27 protein-coding genes, 1 tRNA gene, 1 rRNA gene and 1 riboswitch (1 of these 30 only partly in view) are annotated in these 26,805 nt (G+C 43.8%); of the genes, 11 read left to right on the plus strand and 18 right to left on the minus strand.

What is annotated here, in order from left to right:
- Positions 1-885 (minus strand): 16S ribosomal RNA (locus CP943_RS16880); it reaches 665 nt to the left of the window's first position.
- A 600-nt stretch (positions 886-1,485) separates the two neighbouring features.
- Positions 1,486-2,586 (minus strand): GntR family transcriptional regulator, encoded by a 1,101-nt coding sequence (locus CP943_RS16885; RefSeq protein WP_105981162.1) that lies wholly within the window; start codon positions 2,584-2,586, stop codon positions 1,486-1,488.
- A 161-nt stretch (positions 2,587-2,747) separates the two neighbouring features.
- Positions 2,748-2,847, plus strand: a riboswitch (TPP riboswitch).
- Positions 2,848-2,958: 111 nt separating this feature from the next.
- On the opposite strand from CP943_RS16885, the gene thiT reads away from it, so the two are divergent.
- Positions 2,959-3,543 (plus strand): energy-coupled thiamine transporter ThiT, encoded by a 585-nt coding sequence (thiT, locus tag CP943_RS16890; RefSeq protein ID WP_095292443.1) that lies wholly within the window; start codon positions 2,959-2,961, stop codon positions 3,541-3,543.
- Positions 3,544-3,583: 40 nt separating this feature from the next.
- On the opposite strand, the gene CP943_RS16895 is transcribed toward thiT, so the two are convergent.
- Both CP943_RS16895 and CP943_RS16900 read right to left on the minus strand, forming a co-directional pair.
- Positions 3,584-4,141: a class D sortase gene (locus tag CP943_RS16895; protein WP_023856005.1), complete on the minus strand. Its 558-nt coding sequence runs from the start codon at positions 4,139-4,141 to the stop codon at positions 3,584-3,586.
- A 106-nt stretch (positions 4,142-4,247) separates the two neighbouring features.
- Positions 4,248-5,243 carry a processed acidic surface protein gene (locus tag CP943_RS16900; protein ID WP_020452707.1) on the minus strand — a complete coding sequence of 332 codons (996 nt, stop codon included), beginning with the start codon at positions 5,241-5,243 and terminating at the stop codon, positions 4,248-4,250.
- 179 nt (positions 5,244-5,422) lie between these two features.
- Here CP943_RS16900 and CP943_RS16905 point away from each other — a divergent pair, with 179 nt between their 5' ends.
- From CP943_RS16905 to CP943_RS16925, 6 genes are all read left to right on the plus strand, one after another.
- Positions 5,423-5,611, plus strand: coding sequence for a hypothetical protein (locus CP943_RS16905; RefSeq protein WP_003184678.1), 189 nt, complete (start codon positions 5,423-5,425; stop codon positions 5,609-5,611).
- Positions 5,612-5,735: 124 nt separating this feature from the next.
- Positions 5,736-6,848, plus strand: coding sequence for a response regulator aspartate phosphatase (locus tag CP943_RS16910; RefSeq protein WP_105981163.1), 1,113 nt, complete (start codon positions 5,736-5,738; stop codon positions 6,846-6,848).
- A gap of 1 nt (position 6,849) precedes the next feature.
- Entirely contained in the window at positions 6,850-6,978 is a 129-nt protein-coding gene (locus tag CP943_RS22860; RefSeq protein ID WP_023856006.1) for a hypothetical protein, read from the plus strand.
- 79 nt (positions 6,979-7,057) lie between these two features.
- Complete coding sequence (gene pcp, locus CP943_RS16915) at positions 7,058-7,705, plus strand: pyroglutamyl-peptidase I (protein WP_105981164.1); 648 nt, start codon at positions 7,058-7,060, stop codon at positions 7,703-7,705.
- Positions 7,706-7,828: 123 nt separating this feature from the next.
- Positions 7,829-8,485 carry a potassium channel family protein gene (locus CP943_RS16920; RefSeq protein ID WP_020452710.1) on the plus strand — a complete coding sequence of 219 codons (657 nt, stop codon included), beginning with the start codon at positions 7,829-7,831 and terminating at the stop codon, positions 8,483-8,485.
- A 2-nt stretch (positions 8,486-8,487) separates the two neighbouring features.
- On the plus strand, positions 8,488-9,807 hold the full coding sequence (locus CP943_RS16925) for a TrkH family potassium uptake protein (RefSeq protein WP_026580030.1): 1,320 nt from the start codon (positions 8,488-8,490) through the stop codon (positions 9,805-9,807).
- A gap of 10 nt (positions 9,808-9,817) precedes the next feature.
- Here the strand turns inward: CP943_RS16925 and CP943_RS16930 are convergent, their stop codons facing one another.
- Positions 9,818-10,732, minus strand: coding sequence for a DMT family transporter (locus CP943_RS16930; RefSeq protein WP_020452711.1), 915 nt, complete (start codon positions 10,730-10,732; stop codon positions 9,818-9,820).
- A 116-nt stretch (positions 10,733-10,848) separates the two neighbouring features.
- Between CP943_RS16930 and CP943_RS16935 the strand changes: the two genes are divergently transcribed.
- The gene (locus tag CP943_RS16935; RefSeq protein ID WP_033155020.1) at positions 10,849-11,334 is read left to right on the plus strand and encodes a DinB family protein; all 486 of its coding nucleotides are present in this window, start codon (positions 10,849-10,851) and stop codon (positions 11,332-11,334) included.
- Positions 11,335-11,379: 45 nt separating this feature from the next.
- Here the strand turns inward: CP943_RS16935 and CP943_RS16940 are convergent, their stop codons facing one another.
- The 3 genes from CP943_RS16940 to betB form a co-directional block, all read right to left on the minus strand.
- Positions 11,380-11,961: an MOSC domain-containing protein gene (locus CP943_RS16940; RefSeq protein ID WP_105981165.1), complete on the minus strand. Its 582-nt coding sequence runs from the start codon at positions 11,959-11,961 to the stop codon at positions 11,380-11,382.
- Between the two features lie 109 nt (positions 11,962-12,070).
- Positions 12,071-13,279: a choline dehydrogenase gene (locus tag CP943_RS16945; RefSeq protein ID WP_020452714.1), complete on the minus strand. Its 1,209-nt coding sequence runs from the start codon at positions 13,277-13,279 to the stop codon at positions 12,071-12,073.
- A gap of 17 nt (positions 13,280-13,296) precedes the next feature.
- On the minus strand, positions 13,297-14,769 hold the full coding sequence (gene betB / locus CP943_RS16950; protein ID WP_026580031.1) for a betaine-aldehyde dehydrogenase: 1,473 nt from the start codon (positions 14,767-14,769) through the stop codon (positions 13,297-13,299).
- A 322-nt stretch (positions 14,770-15,091) separates the two neighbouring features.
- Between betB and cudC the strand changes: the two genes are divergently transcribed.
- Positions 15,092-15,646, plus strand: a complete 555-nt coding sequence (gene cudC / locus CP943_RS16955) for a transcriptional regulator GbsR (protein ID WP_095292430.1) — start codon at positions 15,092-15,094, stop codon at positions 15,644-15,646.
- Between the two features lie 120 nt (positions 15,647-15,766).
- The gene (locus CP943_RS16960; protein ID WP_023856014.1) at positions 15,767-17,395 is read left to right on the plus strand and encodes a high affinity choline transporter 1; all 1,629 of its coding nucleotides are present in this window, start codon (positions 15,767-15,769) and stop codon (positions 17,393-17,395) included.
- 44 nt (positions 17,396-17,439) lie between these two features.
- Here CP943_RS16960 and CP943_RS16965 read toward each other — a convergent pair whose 3' ends face one another.
- Both CP943_RS16965 and alr read right to left on the minus strand, forming a co-directional pair.
- Positions 17,440-18,357 (minus strand): class I SAM-dependent methyltransferase, encoded by a 918-nt coding sequence (locus CP943_RS16965; protein ID WP_023856015.1) that lies wholly within the window; start codon positions 18,355-18,357, stop codon positions 17,440-17,442.
- A gap of 176 nt (positions 18,358-18,533) precedes the next feature.
- Positions 18,534-19,715, minus strand: coding sequence for an alanine racemase (gene alr, locus CP943_RS16970; RefSeq protein ID WP_075212801.1), 1,182 nt, complete (start codon positions 19,713-19,715; stop codon positions 18,534-18,536).
- A gap of 324 nt (positions 19,716-20,039) precedes the next feature.
- Here alr and CP943_RS16975 point away from each other — a divergent pair, with 324 nt between their 5' ends.
- Complete coding sequence (locus tag CP943_RS16975) at positions 20,040-21,221, plus strand: oxalate decarboxylase family bicupin (RefSeq protein ID WP_105981166.1); 1,182 nt, start codon at positions 20,040-20,042, stop codon at positions 21,219-21,221.
- 74 nt (positions 21,222-21,295) lie between these two features.
- Here the strand turns inward: CP943_RS16975 and CP943_RS16980 are convergent.
- The 8 genes from CP943_RS16980 to CP943_RS17015 form a co-directional block, all read right to left on the minus strand.
- Positions 21,296-21,368: transfer RNA gene (locus CP943_RS16980), tRNA-Ala, on the minus strand.
- A 115-nt stretch (positions 21,369-21,483) separates the two neighbouring features.
- Entirely contained in the window at positions 21,484-22,470 is a 987-nt protein-coding gene (locus tag CP943_RS16985; RefSeq protein ID WP_105981167.1) for an ADP-ribosylglycohydrolase family protein, read from the minus strand.
- A gap of 105 nt (positions 22,471-22,575) precedes the next feature.
- On the minus strand, positions 22,576-23,199 hold the full coding sequence (locus CP943_RS16990; protein ID WP_105981168.1) for a hypothetical protein: 624 nt from the start codon (positions 23,197-23,199) through the stop codon (positions 22,576-22,578).
- Positions 23,200-23,367: 168 nt separating this feature from the next.
- Positions 23,368-24,003, minus strand: a complete 636-nt coding sequence (locus tag CP943_RS16995) for a hypothetical protein (protein ID WP_075212930.1) — start codon at positions 24,001-24,003, stop codon at positions 23,368-23,370.
- Between the two features lie 148 nt (positions 24,004-24,151).
- Positions 24,152-24,370 carry an HNH endonuclease signature motif containing protein gene (locus tag CP943_RS17000; RefSeq protein WP_020452730.1) on the minus strand — a complete coding sequence of 73 codons (219 nt, stop codon included), beginning with the start codon at positions 24,368-24,370 and terminating at the stop codon, positions 24,152-24,154.
- A 41-nt stretch (positions 24,371-24,411) separates the two neighbouring features.
- Entirely contained in the window at positions 24,412-24,498 is an 87-nt protein-coding gene (locus CP943_RS22735; RefSeq protein ID WP_234026581.1) for a hypothetical protein, read from the minus strand.
- Between the two features lie 197 nt (positions 24,499-24,695).
- Positions 24,696-25,082, minus strand: a complete 387-nt coding sequence (gene cdiI / locus CP943_RS17010; RefSeq protein ID WP_020452731.1) for a ribonuclease toxin immunity protein CdiI — start codon at positions 25,080-25,082, stop codon at positions 24,696-24,698.
- Between the two features lies 1 nt (position 25,083).
- Positions 25,084-26,805, minus strand: coding sequence for an EndoU domain-containing protein (locus CP943_RS17015; protein ID WP_051967025.1), 1,722 nt, complete (start codon positions 26,803-26,805; stop codon positions 25,084-25,086).

Below are 26,805 nucleotides of genomic sequence, written 5' to 3' on the forward strand. Positions count from 1 at the left end.
TGCTTAATGCGTTTGCTGCAGCACTAAAGGGCGGAAACCCTCTAACACTTAGCACTCATCGTTTACGGCGTGGACTACCAGGGTATCTAATCCTGTTCGCTCCCCACGCTTTCGCGCCTCAGCGTCAGTTACAGACCAGAGAGTCGCCTTCGCCACTGGTGTTCCTCCACATCTCTACGCATTTCACCGCTACACGTGGAATTCCACTCTCCTCTTCTGCACTCAAGTTCCCCAGTTTCCAATGACCCTCCCCGGTTGAGCCGGGGGCTTTCACATCAGACTTAAGAAACCGCCTGCGCGCGCTTTACGCCCAATAATTCCGGACAACGCTTGCCACCTACGTATTACCGCGGCTGCTGGCACGTAGTTAGCCGTGGCTTTCTGGTTAGGTACCGTCAAGGTATCGCCCTATTCGAACGGTACTTGTTCTTCCCTAACAACAGAGTTTTACGATCCGAAAACCTTCATCACTCACGCGGCGTTGCTCCGTCAGACTTTCGTCCATTGCGGAAGATTCCCTACTGCTGCCTCCCGTAGGAGTCTGGGCCGTGTCTCAGTCCCAGTGTGGCCGATCACCCTCTCAGGTCGGCTACGCATCGTTGCCTTGGTGAGCCGTTACCTCACCAACTAGCTAATGCGCCGCGGGTCCATCTGTAAGTGGTAGCTAAAAGCCACCTTTTATAATTGAACCATGCGGTTCAATCAAGCATCCGGTATTAGCCCCGGTTTCCCGGAGTTATCCCAGTCTTACAGGCAGGTTACCCACGTGTTACTCACCCGTCCGCCGCTGACCTAAGGGAGCAAGCTCCCGTCGGTCCGCTCGACTTGCATGTATTAGGCACGCCGCCAGCGTTCGTCCTGAGCCAGGATCAAACTCTCCATGAAATAATGGAGCGCAGATTAAGTTCGTCACATCCTGTGACAACATCTGCATGACCTGCATCGTGCAGGCCCCTGACTACGCACATTCGCATGTACGATTTATTTAATGAATTAACAGGTACGTTTTGTCTTGTTTAGTTTTCAAAGATCATTTCCGCCTCTCGAAGAAGCGACTTTACTAATATAACATTCTATCATCATGAATGTCAACAACTTTTTTCAAAAGATTTTCGAAGTTGTTTTTATAAAGCCTCCTTTTTAGGGGCGGATATTAATATAACATCTATTTTCGTTTTGCACAATAGCTTTTTTAAAAAAATAATAATCAAATGATTTGGACTCAGATGATTCCTGATCATCTCGACCTCAGGCAGTTGACAGCATTTATTTCTTCTTACTGCTTTCTTCTATATAAAAGTATACAGCGGTCTTTAAAAATTGATTTGATAAAGCTGCACATGGTCCAAAGCTTCGAGGATGACATTAAACTCTCCGTTATCAGCTTTTACTTGAATACAAAGCTCCTCATTCCGGAGCTTTGTAACAGGATATATATTCTTCTCATTTTCATTCACGCTGGTTTGCGGATAAAGATTGTGCAGCCTACCTTTTCAGCTTGGCGGTCGAATGTCTGACAACCAGTTCAGGTTTGTAGACGGTGGAATGCTCTAGCTGATTCGTGTTGCGTCCCTCAACTTTGGCAATCATCCATTTTGCCGCCTCAATCCCCATCTGCATTTTCGGATGAGTGACTGACGTCAGCTTCACTTCAGATGCCTCGCTCAAATGTGAGTCGTCATATCCGACAATCGAAATGTCTGCCGGCACTTTCAAACCGAATTCCCTCACGACATCCAACACCATAAGCGCTATCTCGTCATTATAGCAGAATATGGCAGTCGGACGATCTGATGAAGAAAGCCGCTTCCTGGCTTCAGCTATCGTTTTTTGTTTTTTGTTCTCTGTTGTGTACGTCACGACCATTTCAGGGTAAAACGACAAGCCGTTTTCTCTGAAAGCACGGATAAATCCTTTCATCCGGTTGGCGCCCTGCATATCGTCCTGTTTAAAGAAACCGAACACTTTTTCATGGCCGAGTTTAATCAAATGCTCAGTGGCGATAAAGCCGCCGTGTTCATCATCCAAAATGAAATGGGGCGGATTTAGCTCCTGATAAAATTGGTTGATCATCAAATACGGAATATGATGTTGTTCAAGCGTCAGATAGTAACTTAAATTCGGGTTAAAGCTTCCTGTTTTCGTCGGCTCCACGATCAACCCAGCAATTTTTTTATCGAGCATATTCACAAGGCATTGTTTTTCTTTTTCAATGTCATTATTGGTGCTCGCGACGACAAGGGTGTATCCTTCGCTGGACAGTGACGATTCGATTCCTCTTATAATAGAAGGAAAAATGTAATCCGAAAGGTAAGTCGTAATAACCCCGATCATCTTATTTCTTTCCCTTCCTTTTTCAGAAAGCTGAAGACGGTGAGAGCAATACGTCCCTGAGCCCTGCTCTCTGTATAAAAGCCCTTCATGAACAAGGTCGCCAATCGCTTGCCGGATCGTGTGCCTGCTTACATCAAATATTTTCATCAATTCGTTTTCCGAATGAATTTTTTCCCCCGGCTTCACTTTGCCTTCATATATCCACGATTTAATTTTATTTTTCACCATGCTGTATTTTGTAGGTTCACTCATCAGATCAACCCTTTACTGATCTTGTACGTACGAATACGTTCTATTATAAAGGAAAAGATGTTTGCATTGCTACATATTGGAGAAATTAAGCAAAATTTTTCGAAAAATCAGCTTGTCGTCCGTTTCTTTTTTTAGTATAGTAGAATATAACTAAATAACTTGATGACCACAAGGGGAGCCTCGAGGCTGAGAGTGAACGACCGTTCTGACCCTTTGAACCTGTTAGTTAACGCTGGCGTAGGGATGTGGCAAAGTCATTTCTAATTGCATCCAAAGCAGTGCGTGGAAAACTTTCCTACTCCTTCCCCGCATTGCTTTTTTTATTGGGAAAGAAGTCCAGTATCCCTTTGTTCATCAAAAGTGAGGGTTATGATGAATCAATCTAAACAACTTGTACAGCTGATTGAAATTGCGTTTATGACAGGAATAGCACTTATACTTGATATGGTGTCCGGAATGTTTTTAAAAATGCCTCAAGGCGGTTCAATCGCCGTCATGATGATTCCGATCTTCCTGATTTCCTTTAGATGGGGGCTGAAGGCAGGGCTGGCAACCGGGTTTTTAGCCGGATTGCTTCAGTTCGTCACTGGAGGATATTACGTAGTTCATCCTCTGCAGCTTTTTCTTGATTACTTTATCGCGCCTACAGCCGCGGGGATCGGCGGCTTTTTTGCCGGATCGATCAGAAATGCTTCAGTCGAGAAACAAAAAGGAAAGATCATTTTCTATGTTACGCTGGCCGTCTTTCTCGGAAGCGGACTGAAATTTCTCGCTCATGTCATCAGCGGCGCTGTCTTTTTTGGAAACTATGCGCCTGAAGGCACTCCGGTATGGATTTATTCCTTGGTATATAATGGAACATATATGCTTCCGTCTTTCATTGTCTGCACAATTGTCCTTTGTTTACTGCTGCTAACCGCGCCAAAACTCTTGGAAAACAGATCAGACATGAGATAGCATAAAAAAACAGCGGACTCGCCTGAGATTCCGCTGTTTTTTATGATTTAATCAAATCCGCGACCAATATATACCGCTCCGGTGCTGAACCGATAAAGTCAAAAGGATAGCAGGTGGAAACCGTCAATGTTGCTCTCGGCTTTGGTACAATCACCGTCCGGTCATCCGCATCCACGATCCGCACCTTTTTCACTTTGTATGTAAAAGTTCCGTAGGAAGCTTCAACAATTAACTGATCGCCTTTCCCCACTCGGCCGAGTTTTCGGAAAACCGTATCCCGGTGGCCTGATAAAACCGAGTTGTCATCTTCTCCAGGCAGAACGGAACCAGCGAAATGGCCCACGCCTTTTTGCAGCTCGTCTTCATCTGTCCCGTGATATATAGGAATCCTTGCATTGATTTTCGGAATGACAAGATCACCGATTTTCTCCCCGGTTTTAAATGTTTGATCAATCACCGTTTTTTCTTTTTTCGCCGTCTGAATCGGAGGTTTTTCAGGCTTTTCTTCTTCTTTCATCTGCTGAAATGAAAAAAGAGCGTAGCCGTGCATTAACTTGAACACATTCGTTGTTGTAAAATAAGCGCCGCACACAACCATCACAATAGCTGCGAGCCAGATGATTTTTTTTCGATGTGCCTTAATTTCCTTTCACTCCTTATAAAAACTTCCCATTCTCTACATAATTAGAATGGGAAGTGACATGTTAAGCCGCTTTGCGAAGCCTTCTGATCATGAAGAATCCGCCAAACATCAGAACGGCGCCTAAGATCGACCATTCCGCGTAATGCCCGGCTGTCTTTGGAAGCTTTGCACCTTTAACCGTCTTTTTCACATGAGATGGCTTTGAATCATGTTTGACAGCCGTTTGGGTTTGCTTCACTTTTGACCCTGTATCATGAATTAAATCAGATCCGATCATGTCAGGCGTCAGCAATACATCCAAAATGAAGTTGCCTTGCAGATCGTATACTTCCACCAGAAGGCTTGCTCCCTTCAGATCTTCCGCGCTGACAAGCGTTGTCAAAGACACTTCTTTTTTCTTTCCGTCTTTAACAAGATAGTATTTTGTTTTCACTTCAAGCGTCTTCTGAAGATCGTTTAAAATGGATAGCATTTCAGCGATATCCTGAGCTGACAGCTCTGATACAGACTCGAAATCGGCTACCGCTTCAAGACGTTCTCCAAGAGCCATCAAATCATTTTCAAGGTTTGGATTTTTATCGCGCACCTTTCGGAGATGATTCACGAGCCTTTCCCACTCCTGATCATCCACACCCAATTCTTGAAACAGGTTCCCGATCTGAAAATCGTCTTCTTCATATGTCACAGTGAAAAGCGCATCATCCAATTCGTATTCAAACATAAACACGTCGAGAATGTTTTGGCCGCTTTCCATATAGCCATTTTCAACAAAAAGGTCAGCCGCTTCTTTTTCGCTCAATCCGTATTCTTTTAAATAGGATGCCAAAAGTTGATTAGTCAGTCTTTCCCCTAAAAAATCTTTCAACTCTTCCACCGACTCAAAATCTTTTAAACTTTCATCATATGTATCCTGTAAATAAGCTTCCAATTCTTTTTCTGTCATTCCTATTTCTTCAAGATACTCTTGAAGCTCGGCCTGTTTCGGCGCGGCAAAAGCACCAGCTGCCGGCACTAAAACCAGGATGCAGACCAATAGTGACATCAGCCTTTTTTTCATTTCTTATGACCCCCTAAATTTATCTTTCATTTTGATTATAGTGGAAATATTTTTAAAAACATGTATTGTAATTGAAAATCTTTTCGTCTATAATATTTTGTTCTTTTTCCTGTTTAAACAGGCATAATCTTCCCCTCTATTGAATGTAATATAGTAAAGCGAATAGAGGAGGTATGCAAATGAACCCTTACTATATGATGCTCTTATGTTACGTCCTATCGATCATCCACTTTTTAATAGGCTACCGGGAAGCCCTGAAAATAAGCGGAGCTGACGGGCTGGTCAACGGAACCGCAATGATCTCCTGTATTCCGCTTGGCGCGGTTTTCGCTTTTTTCGCGCACTTTTTTTGGAAAATGACGATTTAATTTCAGAAATGAACTTTTCACCGGCGAACTTGCATTTCAGCGTTATTCACAGACGGCAGCAGTTTATGCTATGATTAATAGAACTTCAATTTACAAAAAATTCACAAAGATTGGAGGGAAGAGAATGGCCAAAGCCGTGGCTTCACAAGAAGTCGCCAATATGCTCAACGACTGGTACATACTGATGAAAAAACGAGACATTTCAGGCTCGATCGAAATGAAAGATGACATAGATAAAGCAATTGAAAAAATGGAAGAAGATCATGACGTTCTACTCTATTATCAAATGCTCGATTTTCGCTTAAGGCTCCTTCTTGAAGATATCTCCCAATCTTCCACCGAAAAATTGGAGGCCATCAGTTTTCAAGACAAAGATCCAAAAAGTACGGACGACAAGCTGAATTATTATTTTTACCTGTTTAAAGGGATTTATGAGGACTACAAGCAAAACCATACAGAAGCGCTCAATTTTTTCAGAATAGCGGAAAAAAGACTGAGCGTCATTCAAAATGAAATTGAAAAAGCTGAATTTCATTATAAAATCGGTGTTTTGTATTACAACTTAAAAGCGACATGGCTGTCGATTCATCACATCAACATTGCCTCCGGCATCTTTCAAGGGTATGACGGGTATGCCAAGCGGGTCATCAACTGCAAAATGCTGATCGGGCTCAATTATATTGACCAATTTAAGTTCTCCGAAAGTGAAGTATTATTAAAAGAAGCGATCGAAAAAACCGAAAAAATCGGCGACCAATTCCTTTTACCGTGTACCTACTATAATATGGGCTTTTTGAAGAGTAAGGAAGACAAGCAGGAGGAAGCGCTAAAGTATTACAATAAAGCTTTTGCAATCAAAGATTTTGAAACGAAAGCCAAGTATGCTTACCTTCTTTGCGTTTATGAAAACACAAGGTCTCTTTTCAAAACCAACGCACACAAACAAGCATTTAAATGGATCGAAGTGGGCTTTAAAAAATCCCGGGAAATGAACAGCGAAATTTTCGAATTGAAATTCAAAATTTTATATACATTATATTCTGATACACAGAATAAACTGGAAATAATCAAGGACTATGTTCACCAGTTAGAAAATGAAAAAGCCTGGGTAGATTTGGAGGAATTATTGATGGATGTAGCGAATTACTACTGGCGAGAAAAGTTATATGAAGAAGCCATATACTTTTACATTAAAACAGACAAGGCGAGCAAGCTCGCTGGAAGAGGAGGAGAATAAAATGAAAAAAGTATTATTAACAGCAGTTGTATTAGGCGCAGTTATCAGCTTTTCATTCGTAAACCATGCACCGGAAGCGGCTTCTCAAGGAGATCAGGTACTTCTGGCATCCCGGGGATCAGGAGCATAAAATATTTAAAAAAATACCCATTCAGACATCTTCTGAATGGGTATTTTGCACTTTATATTCATATTCAGGAGGGATCGATATGGGAAAGAAAGTACTGCTGACAGGTTTTGACCCCTTCGGGGGAGAAACGGTCAATCCGTCTTGGGAAGCTGTAAAACGGCTGAACGGAGAAAAAGTCGAAGGCGTCTCTATCGTGGCGGAGCAGATCCCGACCGTTTTTCATCATTCAGCGGCCGTTTTGGAAAAAGCGATCGAAAAGCACCATCCCGATATCGTCATTTGTGTAGGACAAGCAGGCGGCCGGGCTCACATTACTCCAGAACGCATCGCAATCAACATCGATGACGCCCGCATTCCGGATAATGAAAAACGGGAACCGATCGATGAACCGATCGCGGCAGACGGGCCTGCAGCTTACTGGTCCGCGCTTCCGATCAAACTCGTTGTGAAAGAGTTGAGAAAAAACGGAATCCCGGCCTCCGTCTCTAATTCAGCTGGAACATTCGTATGCAACCATCTTTTTTACCAGTTAATGCACCGTATAGACCGCACCTCGACAAACATCCGCGGAGGGTTCATCCACATTCCGTATCTCCCCGAACAAACAGTCGATAAGCACGAGCCGAACCTCAGCCTTGAAACGATCGTCGAAGGGCTGAGGATAGCCGCCGTCGTCTCTGCCCTTCACGAAAAAGACATACGCGAAACCGGAGGCTCGCTCAGCTGAAACCGAAGCCGCCTCAAGGCGGCTCTCCGGATTCGCACACTTCCGGATTCTTGTACATCCCTGTGTGTTTTTCTTTTAAAAAAGTAAACACTATAAGAAAAACAGATAAAAGGGTGAATACGGATGCAGAAATCTTATGCCGTTTTCGGGCTCGGTCAGTTCGGCGGCAGTCTTGTCAAAGCCTTCCACGCAAAAGGGGCGGAAGTCTTAGGCATCGACAAATCCGAAGAAAAAGTAAACGAATATTCTGCTTATGCAACCTACACCATTTGCGCCAATGCCGTTGATGAAAATACATTGAAACAAATCGGAATACGCAACATCGATCACGCCTTTGTATCATTCGGCGATGACATTGAAGCAAGCATTCTGACTTCGCTTTTGCTGATTGAAATGGGCGTTCCCAAAGTATGGACGAAAGCGCAAAATGACTATCACCAAAAGGTTCTCCATAAAATCGGCGTCCATCGTATCATTCATCCCGAAAAAGATATGGCCAAGCGGATAGCCAGCCATATCACCTCGGAAAAGATGATCGATTTTGTTGAGCTGTCGCCAAATTACAGCATCGTCGAAATTGTGGCAACAAAAAAGCTGGACAAAAGAAGCCTGGGGGATATCGATGTACGCGCCAACTTCGGCTGCAACATCGTCGGCATAAAAAGAGACGGGCATTTCATCATCGCACCAAGCGCTGATGACTTGATATACGAAAACGATATTTTGATTGTGATCGGGCAAAACAAAGATATTGAGACCTTTGAAAAAAAGGGCGATTAACCGTGAAGTTTAAACAGATTCAATTAAGCCCGTCCCAACTGCTCGTGCTGGTGTTTTTATTTTTCATCATATTAGGAACTCTTTTATTGAAGACCCCGGCAGCGACGTCTAAACCCATAGGCTGGATTGATACGCTTTTTACATCGACATCGGCGATGACTGTTACCGGCCTAGCCGTCGTTGATACAGGCACGGATTATACGTTGTTCGGTCAGCTCATGATCCTCGTTCTCATCCAGATCGGGGGACTCGGCATCATGTCATTTGCAGTGCTCATTTTTATCATGCTCGGGAAAAAAATCGGCCTGAAAGAACGGCTGTTGATTCAACAGTCTCTCAATCAAACTTCTTTAGGCGGGATCATTAAGCTCATCAAGAGTTTGTTTATTTACTCCTTCGCAATTGAAATGCTGGCCATGGTCATACTGGCTGTCAAATGGGTTCCTGAATACGGTTTCGCACGCGGCGTCTACTACAGCCTGTTCCACGCGGTTTCCGCCTTTAACAATGCGGGATTTTCCATTTGGCCGGACAGTTTAATACGGTATAAAAGCGATCCGCTCGTCAACTTGGTGATCAGTTTTTTGTTTATCATCGGCGGGATAGGGTTTACCGTATTGTCTGATCTATGGCATAAGCGGAGCTTGAAAAAGTTAAGCCTTCATTCGAAATTGATGATATACGGTACGTTTATCATCAATTTGTCAGCCATGATCTTTATTTTTCTGCTTGAGTATCAAAATCAAAAAACGCTCGGCATGCTTCCGCCAGCTGAAAAACTTTGGGGCGCCTATTTTCAGGCCGTGACCCCGCGAACAGCCGGGTTTAACACGACAGATATCGGAAGCCTGCACGAAAGCACGATCACACTTTTGCTCCTTCTTATGTTTGTCGGAGCGGGGAGCGCATCCACCGGCGGAGGAATCAAGCTGACGACGTTTCTTGTCATTCTCCTGTCGGTTATCACTTTTTTAAAAGGCAAAAAACATATTTCGATAGCAAAAAAAACGCTGAAAGACCAATTGATCATTCGTTCGCTCGCTATTTCGACTATCAGTGTGCTGTTGATTTTAGCGGCTGTCTTTATTTTAAATATGACAGAACCTAAGCCGTTTTTGGCGATTTTGTTTGAAGTCGTATCAGCCTTCGGCACGGTCGGCCTGTCAATGGGGATTACGGCTGACCTGACCCCTGTCGGAAAGATACTGATTATTTTCATTATGTTTCTCGGAAAACTCGGACCGCTCACATTGGCGTTTTCCCTGGCCAGACCTGAACAGGAAAACATCCGCTATTCAAGCGAAGATATTTTGACCGGATAAGGTGCAAACTTTAAAGCGCCTTATGTGTCTTCCCTTTAACGGACGGGACGGTGTTTTTCCTCATGCTTTGCGAGGCCATGAACAAAATAATACCTGAAAAAATGACCGCTCCGCCGATCACCTGCGTCATCATGACGGATTCGTCTAAAATCCAATACGCCAGCGCAACCGCTCCGACAGGTTCAAATAAAATCGCCACAGAAATCATATTTGTGCTCAGCCATTTCAGCACCCAGTTAAACAGCGAGTGGCCGAGCAAAGTCGGAATGACGGCAAGCAGAAAGAAATACCCCCAATCTGACGCAGGATAAGAAAAAAAGGCGGCGCCCGAAAACAGACAGTACAGGCATAAAGTGATGGCGCTGATTCCATACACAATAAACGTGTAAACGGTCAAACTGTGGCGTTTTCTGACATGCTGGCCAAACAGCAAATATGCCGTCACAAGCGCGCATGCCAATAGTGCAAGAATGTCGCCGTAGAGCGCCTGGCCGCTTACTTTGAAATCCCCCCAGCTGATGTACGCGCTTCCGCCGATCGCGAGAAGCGCACTGATGATTCCAGCGAACGACACTCTTTCTTTAAATAAAAAGTATGTACCGATAAAAGAAAAAATCGGCTGCAGCGTCACAAGAACAACCGAGCTCGCCACTGAGGTGTATTCAAGCGAACGAAACCATAAAATAAAATGAAATGCCAAAAAGAACCCCGCTGCCGCTGAAAACAGCCAGTCCTTTTTCGAAAAACTCAAGACTTCTTTTCTTTTTCCCCAGAAAAAAGGAAAGATCAGCAAAGCGGAAAAAAAGAGACGATAAAAAGCGATGATTCCAGCGTCAGCCGTTGACAGTCTGACAAAGATGGCGGAGGAAGACACAGCCAGCACCCCGACCACTAATGCGATATACGGGTACAATGTTGTTCTCAAATAAATCCTTCCTTCTATTCATTTTTCTTAAGCATATCCGATGGCGATGCGAAAATCGAGTGTTTTTTGGTTATTTTACCAGCCTGCGATATGGTACAGTAAAAACAGGAGGGGATATGATGAGCATTTTTAATGAAGCGAGAAAAGAACTTTGGAGCGAGATTCAAGGCCTGTCAGACGAAACGCTGAATAAAAGGCCCTCGGAGGACGAATGGAGCATTCAAGAAGTGATCGACCACCTGAAAAAAATCGACCTGATGGCACTTCAAATCCTAAAGGAACAAATCAAGCATGCACCGGTCAAAACAATCGAAGATAAACCGGTGCATCAGTCGGAAGACAGAAGCTCCAAACGAAAGGCGCCCCCATATGCAGAGCCTGAAAGAAAAACGGCGGATGCTTTAACCCTCAAAGCTGAGCTCGACAATGTCAGAACACAATTAACTTCAGTCATCGCCGCCTTCCATGATGAAGATTTTCAAAGGGTGCTGCCGCATCCGGTTTTCGAAGAGCTTACGGTCAGACAGTGGCTCGACTTCATCGGCCATCATGAAAGAAGACATATTAAACAGATCAAGGAAATCAAACAGAAACTATTATAATACACGGAAAGCCCCGGCTTTAGAGGCCCGGGGCTTTTCATCCGCTCAGGCAAACGACCTGGCGTCTTTCGTGGCAGCAGGCGAATACGCCCACACTTCTGCCTGGTCGCCTTGATGGATCAAGCCGGGGCGTTCGACGACGCAGACGATTCCCCTTCTTCCGATCGCATTGCGCACAAAGCGCGAAGCAAGCTTCGGTTTGTCGGGAAACTGCTCCTGAATGACTTCTCCGGGCTGAATGCACGGCTCGTTCTCACCCTCGCTCAACAGAGAGGCGCCGCTTGGAAAAACGATTCTGCTTCCTTCTCTTAATGAAGTTAAATCAGGCAGTCCGCTTAATGCGATATTAGCCCCGAGCCATTCCGGAAGGACCGCAGGAACGTTCAGCCGTCCGGCAATCTCAAGACACTCTTCGACCGAGACAATTGAAATCTGCCTCCTGTTGAAAATCTCCGTCCCTCTTTTATACATCGGCTCCCTTGCTCCCGCTTTTTTCGTCAGTCCAAAATGCAGATCACCCGGTATTCCCCCATAATCAATCACAATCTTTTCTTGTTTCTCTGTCACAAATGACGGTGTGTCCGCTATGTATACGTTCTCTGCAACAGCCGTGTGCTTTTTCCACATTCAACCCATCCCCTTTTTTCAAGATGTGATTTATTTTACAATGCATCCCTTTTTTTCTCAAATTGAGAAAGCCCGCTGTGCGTTCACACAGCGGGATTCATGCATTTCTTTATACAGTTTTCGGGGTTAGATTAAAGCAGCGTTTGTAAATCCAATTGTACGCTTTTTCGTTCAGGTCTCTCGGGTTTCCGACCGTTTGCGGATCTTTCATCGCTTCTTTTGAAAGGCGGTCGATCATGTCAGGTGATACGCCTTGCTCTTCAAGACTAGGAATCTCCAAGTCTTCCACAAGCTGATACATCCAGTTCACTGCAGCTTTAGCCGCTTCCACTGTAGACATGCCGCTTGTGTCAATGCCGAACGCTTTTGCAATGCGGGCAAATTTTTCAGGGTAGCCTTTCCAGTTGTATTCCATTACAGGACCCATCATCGCCGCCACACATTGGCCGTGCGCGACAGGAATGATTCCTCCGAGCGTCTGGCTCATCGCGTGAGCAGCGCCTGCAGATTCGCTTCCGTAAGAAAGGCCTGCAAGCATAGCCGCCTGCGCCATGCCGTATCTCGCTTCAAGATCTTCCCCATCGGCAAACGCTCTGCGGATGTAATGTGCGCCGTATTCGATGGCAAGAAGGGCCACCGCGTCAGTTATCGGCTGAGCAAATTTCATCGTATAGCACTCGATGGCGTGAGCCAAAGCGTCAACGCCGGTCATCGCTGTGACGTGCGGAGGCATTGATACATGCAATTCAGGATCGATAACTGTCAAGTGAGCAGCAATCAGCGGGCCGCCCGTATTGAATTTAAATTCACGCTCTTCATCTGTGATAACCGCCCATTGTGTAACTTCTGAGCCGGTTCCGGCAGTCGTCGGGATCGTTGTAAGCGGAGGAATCCGGTTTTCAAGAGGCTTCTTTCCTTCTGCCGCTTCATAGTCAAGAACCGAGCCTTCATGAGTGGCTTCGACTCCGATCGCTTTCGCCGTATCCATTGAGCTTCCGCCGCCGACTGCTACAAGGCCGTCGCAGTTTTCTTCAGCATACAGTTTGGAACCTTCAGCGACAAGACGGACAGGCGGATTCGGCTCGACTTTATTAAAGACGACAACTTCAACGCCTGCTTCCTGAAGGGATTCAACGACCGGGTTTGTTACACCTGCTTTGTAGATGCCGGGGTCTGTGACAAGCAGTGCTTTTGAAACGCCAAGTTTTTTCACTTCTTCGCCCACATGTTTAACGGCTCCGATTCCGTGCTTAATGACGGTCGGGATTTCAAACGTGTGGAATTTGTTCATCGCTTCTACTTTCATATTTAAAGTCATGAATCATTTCCTCCTTCTTATGCTTTAAACCAATTGACAGCCGCCGGTTTCGTATTGCGGTAGACGTGCTTCACTTCCGTGTATTCTTCAAGGCCCGTGCGGCCAAGCTCGCGGCCGATGCCTGACTGCTTGTAACCTCCCCAAGGCGCTTGTGCGAAATACGGGTGGAAATCATTGATCCAGACGGTTCCCATGCGCAGTTTGGAAGCGACGCGTTCCGCTTTTTCGATGTCTTTTGACCAAACGGCGCCGGCTAAGCCGTAAATCGTATCGTTTGCAAGTGAGACCACTTCTTCTTCTGTTTTGAATGATTCAACTGTTAATACAGGACCGAATACTTCTTCCTGAACGATTCTCATATCTGATGTACAGCCCGAGAAGATCGTCGGCAGATAGAAGAATCCATTTGCAAGTTCAGGGTCCTCCGGACGCTTTCCGCCTGTTTCCAGCTTGGCGCCTTCTTGCAGGCCGATTTCCACATATTTTTCAACTTTGCTGCGGTGTTCAGCTGAAATGAGCGGACCGCTCTGTGTCTCCTCGTGGAATCCGTTGCCGAGCTTGATTTTTTTCGCACGTTTGACAAGCTCTGCGACAAACTCGTCATGAATGGATTTTTCAACGAGAAGACGAGCACCCGCGGAGCAAACCTGTCCTGCGTGGAAGAATACCGCATTCAGCGCCTGGTCAACCGCTACGTCAAAATCTGCGTCTTTAAACACAATATTCGGATTTTTCCCGCCAAGCTCAAGCGCAATTTTTTTCACATTCGTACTTGCAGCCTGCATGATTTTCTTTCCGGTTTCAATTCCGCCGGTGAAAGAAATTAAGTCGACGTCTGTATTTCTGGCAAGTTCATCGCCGACAGTGGCTCCGGGGCCGAGAACAAGGTTGGCAACCCCTTTAGGCACACCGGCTTCTTCCATCAGCTTGAAGATCTTAATGGTTGTCAGCGGTGTGATTTCACTTGGTTTGACAACGATCGTGTTGCCCGCTGCCAAAGCCGGAGCGATTTTCCAGCTAGCCTGCAGAAGCGGATAGTTCCATGGTGTGATCTGCCCGCAGACACCGACCGGCTCCCTGACAATTTCGCTTTTAGAATCGGGAATCGGTGAAGAAATGACTTCTCCGCCATCTTTATCCGCAAGCCCAGCATAATATTGAAATACGTTTGCAATATCATCCATATCGGCTCTGCTTTCTTCAAGCGTCTTGCCGGTATCAAGCGATTCAAGTTCTGCCAGCTCTTCGTGGTCGCGTCTGATCAATTCCGCGATCTTTAATACAATGTTGCCTCGTTCAAGACCCGGCGTATTCGCCCACTCGCCGTCATCAAATGCGCGGCGCGCTGCGGCAATCGCCCGAACAGCGTCTTCTCTGTCTCCTTCACTGACGGTTTCAATATGCTCTTGATTGTAAGGATTGATAATTTGGCGAGTCTCGCCTTTTTTGGCGCCCACCCACTTTCCGTCAATGAAAAGTGTTTGACTCATAAAAGCAGCCTCCTCATTACGCAAAGTTTGTTAAATAAAAATTTAACGTTTTGAACACTTTGAATTTATCATGCGCCATTTTTTGTGTCAAAGGGAATCAGTCTGATTATTTTTTTGAATTTTATGTGAATGCAGAGCTCACATGGGCTGAGGCCGTTTGAAAAAAAAATTTGATTTTGACATTTGAATTTCTTTCGTTAAGATAAAGAACATACAGAAATAACTTAACAAACTTAACGCGGATTTCAGATCAATCCCCGATTTTTCGGGGGGCATTGAATCTGCAATGCTGATGTTCCGCTCCTGTGAAAGGAGGCAAGTTATGGACAATCCCCGTGATCTTTCAGCAAAAGAAGCGATCGCACAGGCAAAGGATCTTGTCATTGATTCAATCGCAGAAACGATGGATCTGTACGGCATTACCCGGAGTGCGGGTATTTTGTACGGAACCATGTACCTATCGGATGAAATGACACTGGACGAGATGCGGGAAGAACTGCAAATGAGCAAGCCCAGCATGAGCACAAGCGTAAAAAAACTCCAGGACTTAAACGTCGTCAAAAAGACATTCCATAGAGGAAGAAGAAAACACAGCTTTGTTGCTGAAAAGGATTTCTTCAAATTTTTCACAAGCTTTTTCCCGCAAAAATGGGAAAGGGAAGTCAAAGTGAATCTCATGGCTATTCAAGACGCTCAAAAAGCATTGGGGGACATCGTCGAAAGCGATGGGCTTGACGAAAGTATAAAAGAAGAAGCGAGAACTCTTTATGACCAGTTGGAACAGTCAAAACCGTATTATGACTGGCTGCTGAGACTCGCGAAATCTGTCCAATCCGGAGAGATTTTTGAGTTTATACCGATTGATAACAAGGAATAAAAAGGTTTTATCCGCTCTGAAGTCAGCAGTTTGCATACTTCCCAGAGTGGCGCAAAACCTTTTTTCATATTTTAATTTCAAGAAAATTCGAAAAATTATTACCGGAGGCGATGTGCATACATGAATTATGCTGAGAAGAAAAAAAACTGGATCAAATTAGGTATTTTTGTGTTGTTTGCGGGAGGCTTACTCGCGTATATCGGCATTTCGAATGCAGACATTCATTGGGGCGGCTTTATCTCGATGATGATATTCTTTGCTTTCACCTATTATTTAGGCGCTTTTTACGCAGCAAAGAAATCAAATTCTTTTTCTGATATGATCGTGGCAAAAAGGAGCATGCCGTTTTTCGTCGGAATGGTGACGATGGCCGCAACATGGGTCGGCGGCGGATATATTAACGGAACGGCCGAATCGGCTTACAGCGACGGTCTCATCTGGGCCCAGGCACCCTGGGGCTACGCATTAAGCCTGATTATCGGCGGTATTTTCTTCGCCAGAAAAATGCGCCGTCATCAATTTATGACCATTATCGATCCTCTCGAACAGCGCTTCGGTAAGCGGATGGCCGGTGTTTTATATATACCGGCGCTGTTAGGAGAATTGTTTTGGAGCGCCGCGATCTTAACGGCATTGGGCACGACTTTCGGAATGATTCTGAATATCGATTTCCAAACGTCGATTATTCTTTCGGCGATGATCGCCATCGCTTATACGGTGGCCGGAGGCATGTGGGCAGTCGCTTTCACAGATGTCTTCCAAATGATCATCATTTTGCTCGGGCTGTTTTTAGTCGTCCCATTTGTGTTGTCAAATGTCGGTTCATTCGATATCGTATGGGCAAATTACAGGCACGATTTCGGAAGCAGCGCCAATCTGTTTCCGCCGTTGGACGGCTGGAAAAATCCTGAATGGGGAAACCTGTTTTGGAACTGGTGGGATAATGCGCTCCTCTTAATTTTCGGTGGTATCGCATGGCAGGTGTACTTTCAGCGCGTTCTTTCGGCAAAATCGGAAAACGCCGCCATGTGGCAGTCGATTATTGCCGGAGTGATCTGTATCATTGCCGCCATTCCGTGCGTGATCATCGGAGCTGCCGGAAACAGTGCGGATTGGAGCCTGTTCGGAGCGAGCGCTCCGGATAACCCGGCGATGATTTTGCCGCAAACGCTTGCGTATTTAACGCCGGGAATTATCGCTGGCATCGGTTTGGGTGCAATTGCAGCTGCCGTTATGTCAAGCATGGACTCATCGATTCTATCGGCATCATCAATGGCCGCATGGAATATTTACCGTCCGCTGATCAAGCCGAAGGCCACCCAAAAACAGCTGCAAAAAGTCGTCAAACGCTCAATCATTTTGTTCGGCGCGGGAGCAGCGATCATCGCGCTGAATGTCAAAAGCGTTTATACTTTATGGTATTTGGCATCGGATTTAGTTTATTGCATTCTTTTTCCCCAGTTAACAATGGCCCTCTTTTATAAAAGAGCAAACCTGTACGGGTCAATTTCCGGATTTGCAGTTGCGGTCATTCTGAGGCTGGGCGGCGGTGAACCCGCATTCGGCATCCCGCCGCTTCTGCCGTATCCGATGATTGAAGACGGCACAGTCCTCTTTCCTTTCCGGACGCTGGCTGCGGTTACAGCATTTATGACGATCTTCGCTGTGTCCGAATTGACGCAGCGCAAATGCCCTCCTAAACAGCTTGTACTCCCCCAAGAAAAACAGAAAGACGATCGCGCGGCTTAAAATAGGAAAAACGCCCGGCCCCGGGCGTTTTTCTTGATTCGTGTTTAATTTTTCACGGCATGAATGTAGTGAATCGTTTCAAAGGCTGACAGATCATCTTTTCGATTTTTAAAATAACGCTCTTGAATATCCGACGGTGACAAATGCTCATAAACGAGCAGTCCGGATTGCTCCAGCATATGCTGGATTTCCTGATACGAATAGCATGACTTCATCGGTTCTCCGCCTGCCGCTGCCATTTTCACCATATTTTCCACCCTGTTGGAGAAACCTTTTTCTTTGAACAGGTTTTCATCCGCATAATCAAAAACGATCGAACTTCCTGAAGGAAGATCAGCCATTAATTGTCTCAGCAATTTTTCGGTTTCTTCCTTTGTTAAGTAGTAGGAAACGCCCAAAAAGCTAAAGAACGTTTTTTTGTTAAAATGAAAACCCTTATCAGCCAATTCTTGATAAGAAAATGCCTTGGCAAAGTCCAAAGGAATAAAATGAAGGTGGGCCGGGATGTGAAAACCTGCTTTGTCCAGCCTTTCCTTTTTCCATTTTTGTGTCGCCGGATGGTCAATTTCAAAGATATCAATTTTGCCTTTTAACTCTAGGTTCCGAAAACAAAAAGTATCCAGCCCTGCCCCAAGAATCACGTATTGTTCTGCTCCAAACCGAATCTCATGATGCAGCACGCTTTCGCAATATGCGGCACGCGCGAGCGGCGTCGGAGAGAGCTGAATTTGTGTGACCCATTTTAATATTTCTTCATCGTCTCCCTCGTATTTTTCCGCTATATCTTTGTTGAAGAACTGTATACCTTGAATGAAACTGTTTTTAATATCAGAAAATTCTTGTTGGGAAATGAGCGTTTTGGCTAGATTGTCATCAAAAATTTTTGGTTCATCATATTGGCTGTGATAAGCTCTGCCAAAAGCCGAAATAAGAGACGTTACACTCGATTCATCTTTTTTCATGTCGTACACTCCTTCATCAAACGCAAAAAAAATAGGATTCTCCCGGCCAGGAGAATCCTATTATACACACCAATATTCAATTAGTAAATTATAGCATAAATAAATTTTTTTGTCAAGAATTTGCACTTTTCCTATTTTATCAATGATCGAGAAAACAGCCTGTGAGTATGGGAAAACTACACGTATAACAGCGGGGTCGACTTTTTAAAAATCTTGCCGTCTCTTATATAAAAACGGGGGACGCGCCAGCTTATTGTAGATACCACTTCATAATTGATCGTATCAAGCATTTCCGCAACTTCATCAACGGAAATTTCAGCTCCCTTTTGCCGGCCGTAAATCACGACTTCCTCTCCTTGTTTACCTTCGCTCTCTCCCAGACTGACCATTATCATGTCCATTGTTACTCTTCCCACCACCGGCACCCGTCTTCCGCGGTGTAGAATAAATCCGCGATTGGAAAGTTCACGGGAATAACCGTCAGCATAGCCGACCGGAATCGTGGCAATCACTTCCCCGCGCTCCGCAACATATGTAGCCCCATAACTAACGGTCCGCGGTTCTGTCAACATGGTTTTCACATAAGCGATGCGCGCCTTCAAGCTTAGTGCAGGCACAAGCTTAACGAGATTGAGCTGCCTGATGTAATCGGAAGGATATAATCCATACATTCCGATACCTAAGCGAATCATATCAGCGCTGAATTCCGGAAAAGCGATCGCCGCGGCCGTGTTGTTCATATGCACCGTAGGCAGCTTAAAGCCTTGTTCTTTCAGAAAGCGGAGAAAGCTGATAAACTTTTCGTGTTGAATCATGGTTAGCTCAGTATCCGGTTCGTCAGCTGTGGAAAAATGCGTGAAAATCCCTTCCCATCTGAGGTTTTCACTTGCCGCCAGCGCTTCCACAATTGCTAAAAGCCTTTCTTTTGTGCGTACACCTAAACGCCCCATGCCGGTATCCACATTGATATGAACAGACAGCCGGTCAGGGGTTGCTTCTGTTTCCAATATCTCGTTCGCTTCTTTAATCCAGTCAACTTGAAATGCTGATAACGATATATTCCAAGCTGCCGCTTCTTTCACACAGCTAAGCGGGGTGAAACCGAGCACAAGGATCGGTGCGTCAATCCCCGCTTTTCGCAAAACGACCGCTTCCTCCACCGAGGCAACGGCGAGCTCACTCGCGCCGTTTTCCAGTGCATGGCGTGCCACTTCCACCGAGCCGTGACCATAAGCGTTCGCTTTTACGACAGCCATAATCTTGCTCCTCTTCGGAATATGCCGCCGAAATGCGCGCAAATTTTTTTTAATCGCATCAAGGTTTACCTCTACCCAGACTTCCCGGCAAAGCTTTTTCATCAACGCTCCCTTCTTTCTTGTCACATAGTATTCATTCATGTAGCCGTTCGAAAATTGCCCGGATGCTTTCTATCTCATTCTTATTCAGCTTCGGGCGAAATCATTCAGTCAGTAATCGTTAGCGGTGGAAGGCAAACAGCAGGAGCCCGTGCCGTGTAGACTTTAAATCGAAGGTTTTCTTCTGCTGCCAAAGGAAATGCAAATCTGTCCATCTAGTTTTTTTAAAAGTGTCTTAAGAAGGCTCCGATTTTTTTCGATTTGATATATTTTAAGCGTCCCTGTCATAAATTTCGGTATACACGACCTGTGAAGGGAGCTTTTTACATGAAAAGAACAGCCGGGACTCCAGCTTGGTACAATCGCGTGCCTCATCCAATAAGACACGATGGTGCGGGCGCGACTGATTTTGGGCCCCGCGACGTAATGCGGGATTTAGAGAATCCCGACATGTTCGTTCCTCCAAAAACAGATGCCGGAGCAATCCCCAATTTAAAGTTTTCTTTTTCAGACACACATATGCAGTTAAATCATGGCGGCTGGTCGCGCGAAATAACTGTCCGGGAGCTGCCGGTATCAACGACGATTGCCGGCGTCAATATGCGGCTGACGCCAGGCGGGGTGCGCGAGCTGCATTGGCATAAGCAATCGGAATGGGCTTACATGATTTTGGGCCATGCGCGCATTACCGCCGTCGATCAGGACGGCCGAAACTTTATCGCCGATGTCGGCCCCGGGGATTTGTGGTTCTTTCCCGCCGGAATACCGCACTCGATTCAAGGGCTTGAGGATGGCTGCGAATTTCTCCTCGTTTTTGACGACGGGAACTTCTCCGAGTTCGATACCTTCACGATTACAGATTGGTTCGCACACACACCGAAAGATGTTCTGGCCGCGAATTTCGGTGTACACGAAAGCGCCTTCGCCCGCATCCCCGACAAACAGCGATACATCTTCCAAGCAAAAGTGCCGGGACCGCTCGAAAACCAAAAAGTGCCCGACCCGTATGGAACCGTACCAAAAAGCTTCGCTTACAGGCTGTTTGCACAAAAACCTATCGTAACACCCGGCGGAACGGTGCGAATTGTTGATTCTTCAAACTTTCCAATTTCGACAACGATCGCCGCCGCGCTCGTCGAAGTCAAGCCCGGTGGAATGAGGGAAATGCACTGGCATCCGAACAACGATGAATGGCAGTACTATATCACAGGAACCGGGCGAATGACAGTATTCGCGGCGAACGGGACTGCCCGCACCTTTAATTACCGGGCGGGTGATGTCGGATATGTCCCGTTTGCCATGGGGCATTACATTCAAAATACAGGCAGCGAAAGCCTGTGGTTTTTAGAAATATTTAAAAGCAGCCGCTTTGCAGACATTTCACTAAATCAATGGATGGCGCTGACTCCAAGAGAGCTGATTGAAGAGCATTTGCATGTAGGACCGGAGCTGATGAACGCTCTGCGAAAAGAAAAATGGCCAGTCGTCAAATACCGTACAGACAGATAGGCCATCACCCCGCAAAAATGGATCGCGTAAAAAAGGCAACAAAAAAACCCTTGAATCTTCAAGGGTTTTAAAGATGGAGCATAGCGGGCTCGAACCGCTGACCTCTACACTGCCAGTGTAGCGCTCTCCCAGCTGAGCTAATGCCCCGTATATTTAAGACATGATTTATTATAGATGGATTTTTGGAGAAAAGCAAGTGGTTTTTGATGTAAAAAAGAAAATGCTCTGTCAGCCGGCATTTTCTTTTTCACCTAGACAAGCGCTATTGCTTTGATTTTTCAAAACAGAACTGAGTGAACCTTTCAGACAAATCCAGAATGTCATCTATCCTAGGCAAGGCAGTGATCCATTCTTCCGGGATGCTTTCCATTTGATCATACATTCCAGCCATTGTACCTGTAATAAAGGCAATTGTATCTGTGTCTTCCCCCAGGTTCACTGCTTCCAATACAGCATCAGAATAACGGTCTGAATTGAGGAAACACCACAATGCCGCTTCTAAAGAGTGCACAACATAGCCGTCTGACATGATGTCTTCTCTTTTAACACTCGCAATGTCATCATTAAGTATCCTCTTATACGAAGAAAACTCATTTTCATACTCGGTTCCTCTCAAATTCTCCACACAAGAATGGACTGCTTGTTTATACGCCTCTTCAGGAGAATGATCAAACAAGTTTATTAAGAATTCTATATAAATAATACATCCCAGCGTAGATCGGGGATGACGATGTGTAATAAATGCCCACCTTTCGATCTCAGCTTGTCTTTTTGAAAAATTTGATTCGTTCCATAGCATAAAAGCCAACGGAGATATTCTCATCAATGCTCCGTTTCCATTATCAAACTCAGACGCTCCGCCGCATTGTTCAATTGGAACGCCCCTTTTGAAGCGCTCGATTGCATCATCAGTCGCTCTGCCAATATCAAACATGCTGCCGTATGGAGTCCAGTACCCTTCCCGATACGCAGCAAACTTTTTCATCAATTCGGTCTCATCTTTTTCTTCGATCAGATTCTCCATTAAACACAAAGTGAGTGATGTATCATCTGACCATGTCCCAGGCGGTTGATTATAAGTCCCGTACCCTATCATTCCAGTGATATTTAAGTTTCTAGCTTTAAATTCCACAGGGACGCCCAGCGCATCACCGATAACCCCGCCAAGGATAGTGGAGTACAGTCTTTTTTTAAATTGTGAGATATGGTTATCATCGTTCCACTGAAACGATATTATTCTTCTTTTCATTTGGCACACCCGCTTTGTTGATTCATCTTGAAAACGCATGGAGATCGATTTCCATGCGTTTTAGTTTTAAATCATATTCATTTAAAAATAATTATACATCAAATATTATTTTCCTAAAATCAATCTTCTTATCTTCTCTTCAAACTGCATATTTATATTGAAATCGTTTTTCCATAGATTTAAAAGAGAGATAACTTCTTTTAATTTCAAGGAAAAGTTATACAATACAAGAAATGCACTTGGAGCTTCTCTATCTTTAATTAAATAAACTTTTTTGAAGTCAGGAGTCATATAAAAAATATTATATAATCCATTTTTTGTTTGTTCTAAGTTAACAGAAATCTTTTTTTCTTTAAAAATTGAAAAAAAATTCTCACCAATTTTCAAATCTAATAAGTTATTTAAAGATTTTATTTCATTATCTTCTAACTCTAATATTTTATCTTGTGTTTCAATATCTCGAATACGATCACCTAAAATTGAAACCGCATAAATACCGAGTGCACAAATTCCCTCTTCTTTATTATCAAATTGCTCTTTAATAAATTCATTCCCTCTTTGATTTAATATTAAATAATATATATTGTTTTCCGTGTTTTCTTGAAGTTCAACAAATGTTTCTTGATAAATACAGTTATTAAACTTTTGATAAACCCCTATTTTATTTTCTTCAGCATGACTTATAACCGCATAATCCTCACCAAGGTTTTCCTTCAACAAATTATGCATTTCTAAAGACCACCTTTTGTAATTGAAACTTCTTTTATATAACCTTTATCTATTGTATCATTGTGATATTTAAGAATAGTGTAATCTTTACTCTCTGTCTCCATAACCTTATGTAGTTTCAATTAAAATCGACCATCTATAATAGATAGATGGTCGATTTTAATTTCATTATAAAAGAAAAGTACTTATGTCTCCTTCAGAGAAATTATTTGCTATTCCTTCAGCTTCCAACAAATTTTTCACTTCATTTTCAAATTGATAAAGCAAATAAACTTTTTTGAACGCAATAAACAGTGCTCTTTGATTTTGGATTGCTACTGTAGATTGAATCACATTACCTTTATTGTTGACAAAAGAGACAATCGAACTTGCTTCGTCTTCCATCTCTAGCATAATCGCTCTATTTTTTACTTGTAATTGTCCCAAAGCAAATAAAGAAGCAGGGATCCCTAATATAGACATGGCTTGAAAAAGCTTACTTTGATCAAATGTAGGTCCACCTATATCCAACTCTTCATGTTCCATCACAAAAAGCTGAAACTTTTCTAAAAAATAAAAAGAAGATAACCTATCCAGAAAAAAGTGTTTTGCCCCTTCAACTTCATTGTAAAATTCTTTTGTTATTTCCAAATAAGGGTTATTTTGTCTTTCAACCATAAACAAACCATAAACCCATTTATCTTTGTCTTTCTTCAATATATAAAAATTTTCATACGGAGCAACATTCTCTTTAATGCAACTATCTTCAAGAGTAGTTGATTTCCCCAGCTTATTCAAAATTTTATGAGCTTGATTAATATTCACTGAAAGTCCACCACATTTATTTTAATAAACTTTGTCAATGAGCTACGGTCGTTGAGCTTGCCTTTTGCTTTCAGTCGCATGCGTTTTTGATTATATCTCATTTGAGTCATACAGCAACTCTTAGCTTATTTCTTCTCCTTTCTAAATGCTATCTCGGAACATCTGCCCACATTCCAGTAGATCTGCCACCATTATGAATAGTTATATTGTGTATTCCAAAAGGTACTAACTCCATTTTACCTGGCACTTCAGTATGGTGCCATGTCATACCTTCTGGTCTTCCTCCAATTGCGTTATCTAGCCATTCAAATTTTGCCTCGTCAGACTTTAACCAGAGACTTTCTGGTAAATCTTTAGTCTCTACCACAAGTCCAGCACCCTTGAAATCTGCAAAACCAATACCTCCTTTTAATAGGTTAGTTTAACATTTAAATAAATTAATTTTTTCTCACTAGAACTCATATTTTGTGCTACACTTCTTATTTGTTCATCCACTATGTCTATTCTATATTTCCATTGAGATCTGAGGGAAGAATTTATTTTTCCTTCTACCAGCTATATTACACAAAAAAGCACCCGTTGTTTTTAACAACAAAGTGCCTTATAGTAACGTACAGAAAGCATTCCACTTAAAGTTTAGCCTAAAGTTGCACAGAAAGCTTCTTCATCTCACTATGTTCCTCAGGTATCCATTATTTAATATCATATTTTTCTTTAATCTTCATTAATAATTCTTCAATAAGCTCTTTCTTCTCAGGATTTCTTTCTATATAAAAATTACACGCAGTACTTATATACTGATACAATTCATCATAACTCACAATATCGTAATCATCGTCACCGTCGCCAGAATAAAATAAAACTTTATTTTGTCCAAAGTATTCCTCTTCATCTTGTTCATATTCATCTGAATAAATTATTCCATTATACTCACGGCGCTCTCCCTCTTTATTTTTAAATTCTTCTAAATGCTGTAGAAAGTTACGTCCATTTACATAAAGATTCAAAACATCTATAACTGCCTCTTTAGTCAAATTATTCTGTTTCATCATCTCAATAAATTCTTCATATACGTTCATACTAATCCACCCATTCTAATACTGGATAAGCATTTTCTATCTCACCAGTTTCTGAATTCATAATGCCTTCAAATTTTAATTTTTTTCCATTATATTCTGTTTGTCCTTGTATTTTTATCTTCTTTTGTTTTAATAGAGGAATTTCTCTTTTATTGCTTAATCCTTCGTCCATTGCCTTTTTACTTAAATTTATTATTTCATCATCCGAAATAATCTTTGGATCATACACTGTCTTTTTATACATTTTGTCTTTATTAGGTATTACTTTGTATTCACCTGTTCCATTTTTTCCGGTATAGTCCATTTTTTCGTACTTCACTTTATATTCAATATCAAAAACTCCTTCTATACTTGGATGTTCTTTCTTAACAACAGTTTCCAACTCATACTTGTTAGAATTACTATCAAAATAATTCTTAAACTCATCATAATTATGTCCACCACTAACACCATTACGTTCAGTAAACTTTTTAACGGGTCCTGTCGTGTGTTCGACATAGTAATCTTCTTTATATTTAAGGTTTGTCGTACCTTTAGAAACACTCTTCCCAGCCTCAATCTCCTTCTCAACCCGCTGAATCGAATCCTGCATCTTCGCTTTCGACGCCTTATGGGCGTCGTTGACGTGGGCGGAGTAATTGGACCCTTTTCGGACGAGGGTGCCGCCGGCTCCTGCTTCTGCACCGCGGGCAATATCGCTCAAAGCGTCGGCGCTTTTGGCGAATTGTTTTTTGATGGCGAAGCCTGCGTCGTTGAGTCGGTCTTGAGCTTTCAGCCCATTCACCTTCATGCGGTTCGCCCAGATGTTTTTGCTGTCTTTAAAAGATTGTACCATATGTTCTGTTTTGCTTGAAATTTGGCCGATTGTGGCTGCGCTTTTAAATGTACCTTTTGCCGCGGCTGCCCCCGGGATGATGTCAAGGGCGCCAAACACGCCTCTTTCAACCCTTTCGTCTGTGTTTAACTCCCGTTGTGTCATCCAGTCTTTTCCGGTTGCGGCGCTCGAAATATTGGCTCCTCCGTAGGCGACGGCCACCGTGAGACCGGCCGGTGCACAAAAGATGGTGAGCACGATGATGCCTGCACCGGCCAGAAGATCCCGCCACAATTCCTGATTCTTTTGGACATCTCCGATTGATTCGTATTCAAATCCGCGGGAAGAGGCAATCGCTTTCATGTATTCTTCATACGATAATTCGATGTCGGGGTGGTTGATCTGGAATTCTTCAAATTCTTTGCTCAGTACGTGATCAAACGATTCCGAGTCTTTGAAGATATCATTTACGCTCACTTTCGCTTTGTCGGTTTCGACCGCTTGTTTGGACATGCCGTATCCGACGTAAGTGGTTTCCTTGGAGCCGATCCGGTTCGCGGTCGTGTAATTATGTATCGTCAGTCCGCGCATTTTTTCGGCGAACGCGTCTATTTTTTTATAAAAAGGGCTGTCAATGTGATCTTCCACCAAACTGCCGGCTTTCAGGCAAAAGTCAGCCAGCTTTTGATAATCCTTAAACAGTTCCTCGATCTTGCTTTTTTTGCTTGTGTGGGTAAAGCTGATCGACCTGTCGCTGTCCTTGTCTTTGATTTTGGATTCGATATCTTCCAAGAGATCGTTGAGTTTGATAAGGCCGGCTTTCATACCGCCGCCATATGGTCCGCCCGTCAGCGCATCGAGCCCGTCTTTCATGCCCTGCCATTCTTCCGGTACGTATTTCACATCCAT

Source organism: Bacillus paralicheniformis (assembly GCF_002993925.1).
GTDB classification, from domain to species: domain Bacteria; phylum Bacillota; class Bacilli; order Bacillales; family Bacillaceae; genus Bacillus; species Bacillus paralicheniformis.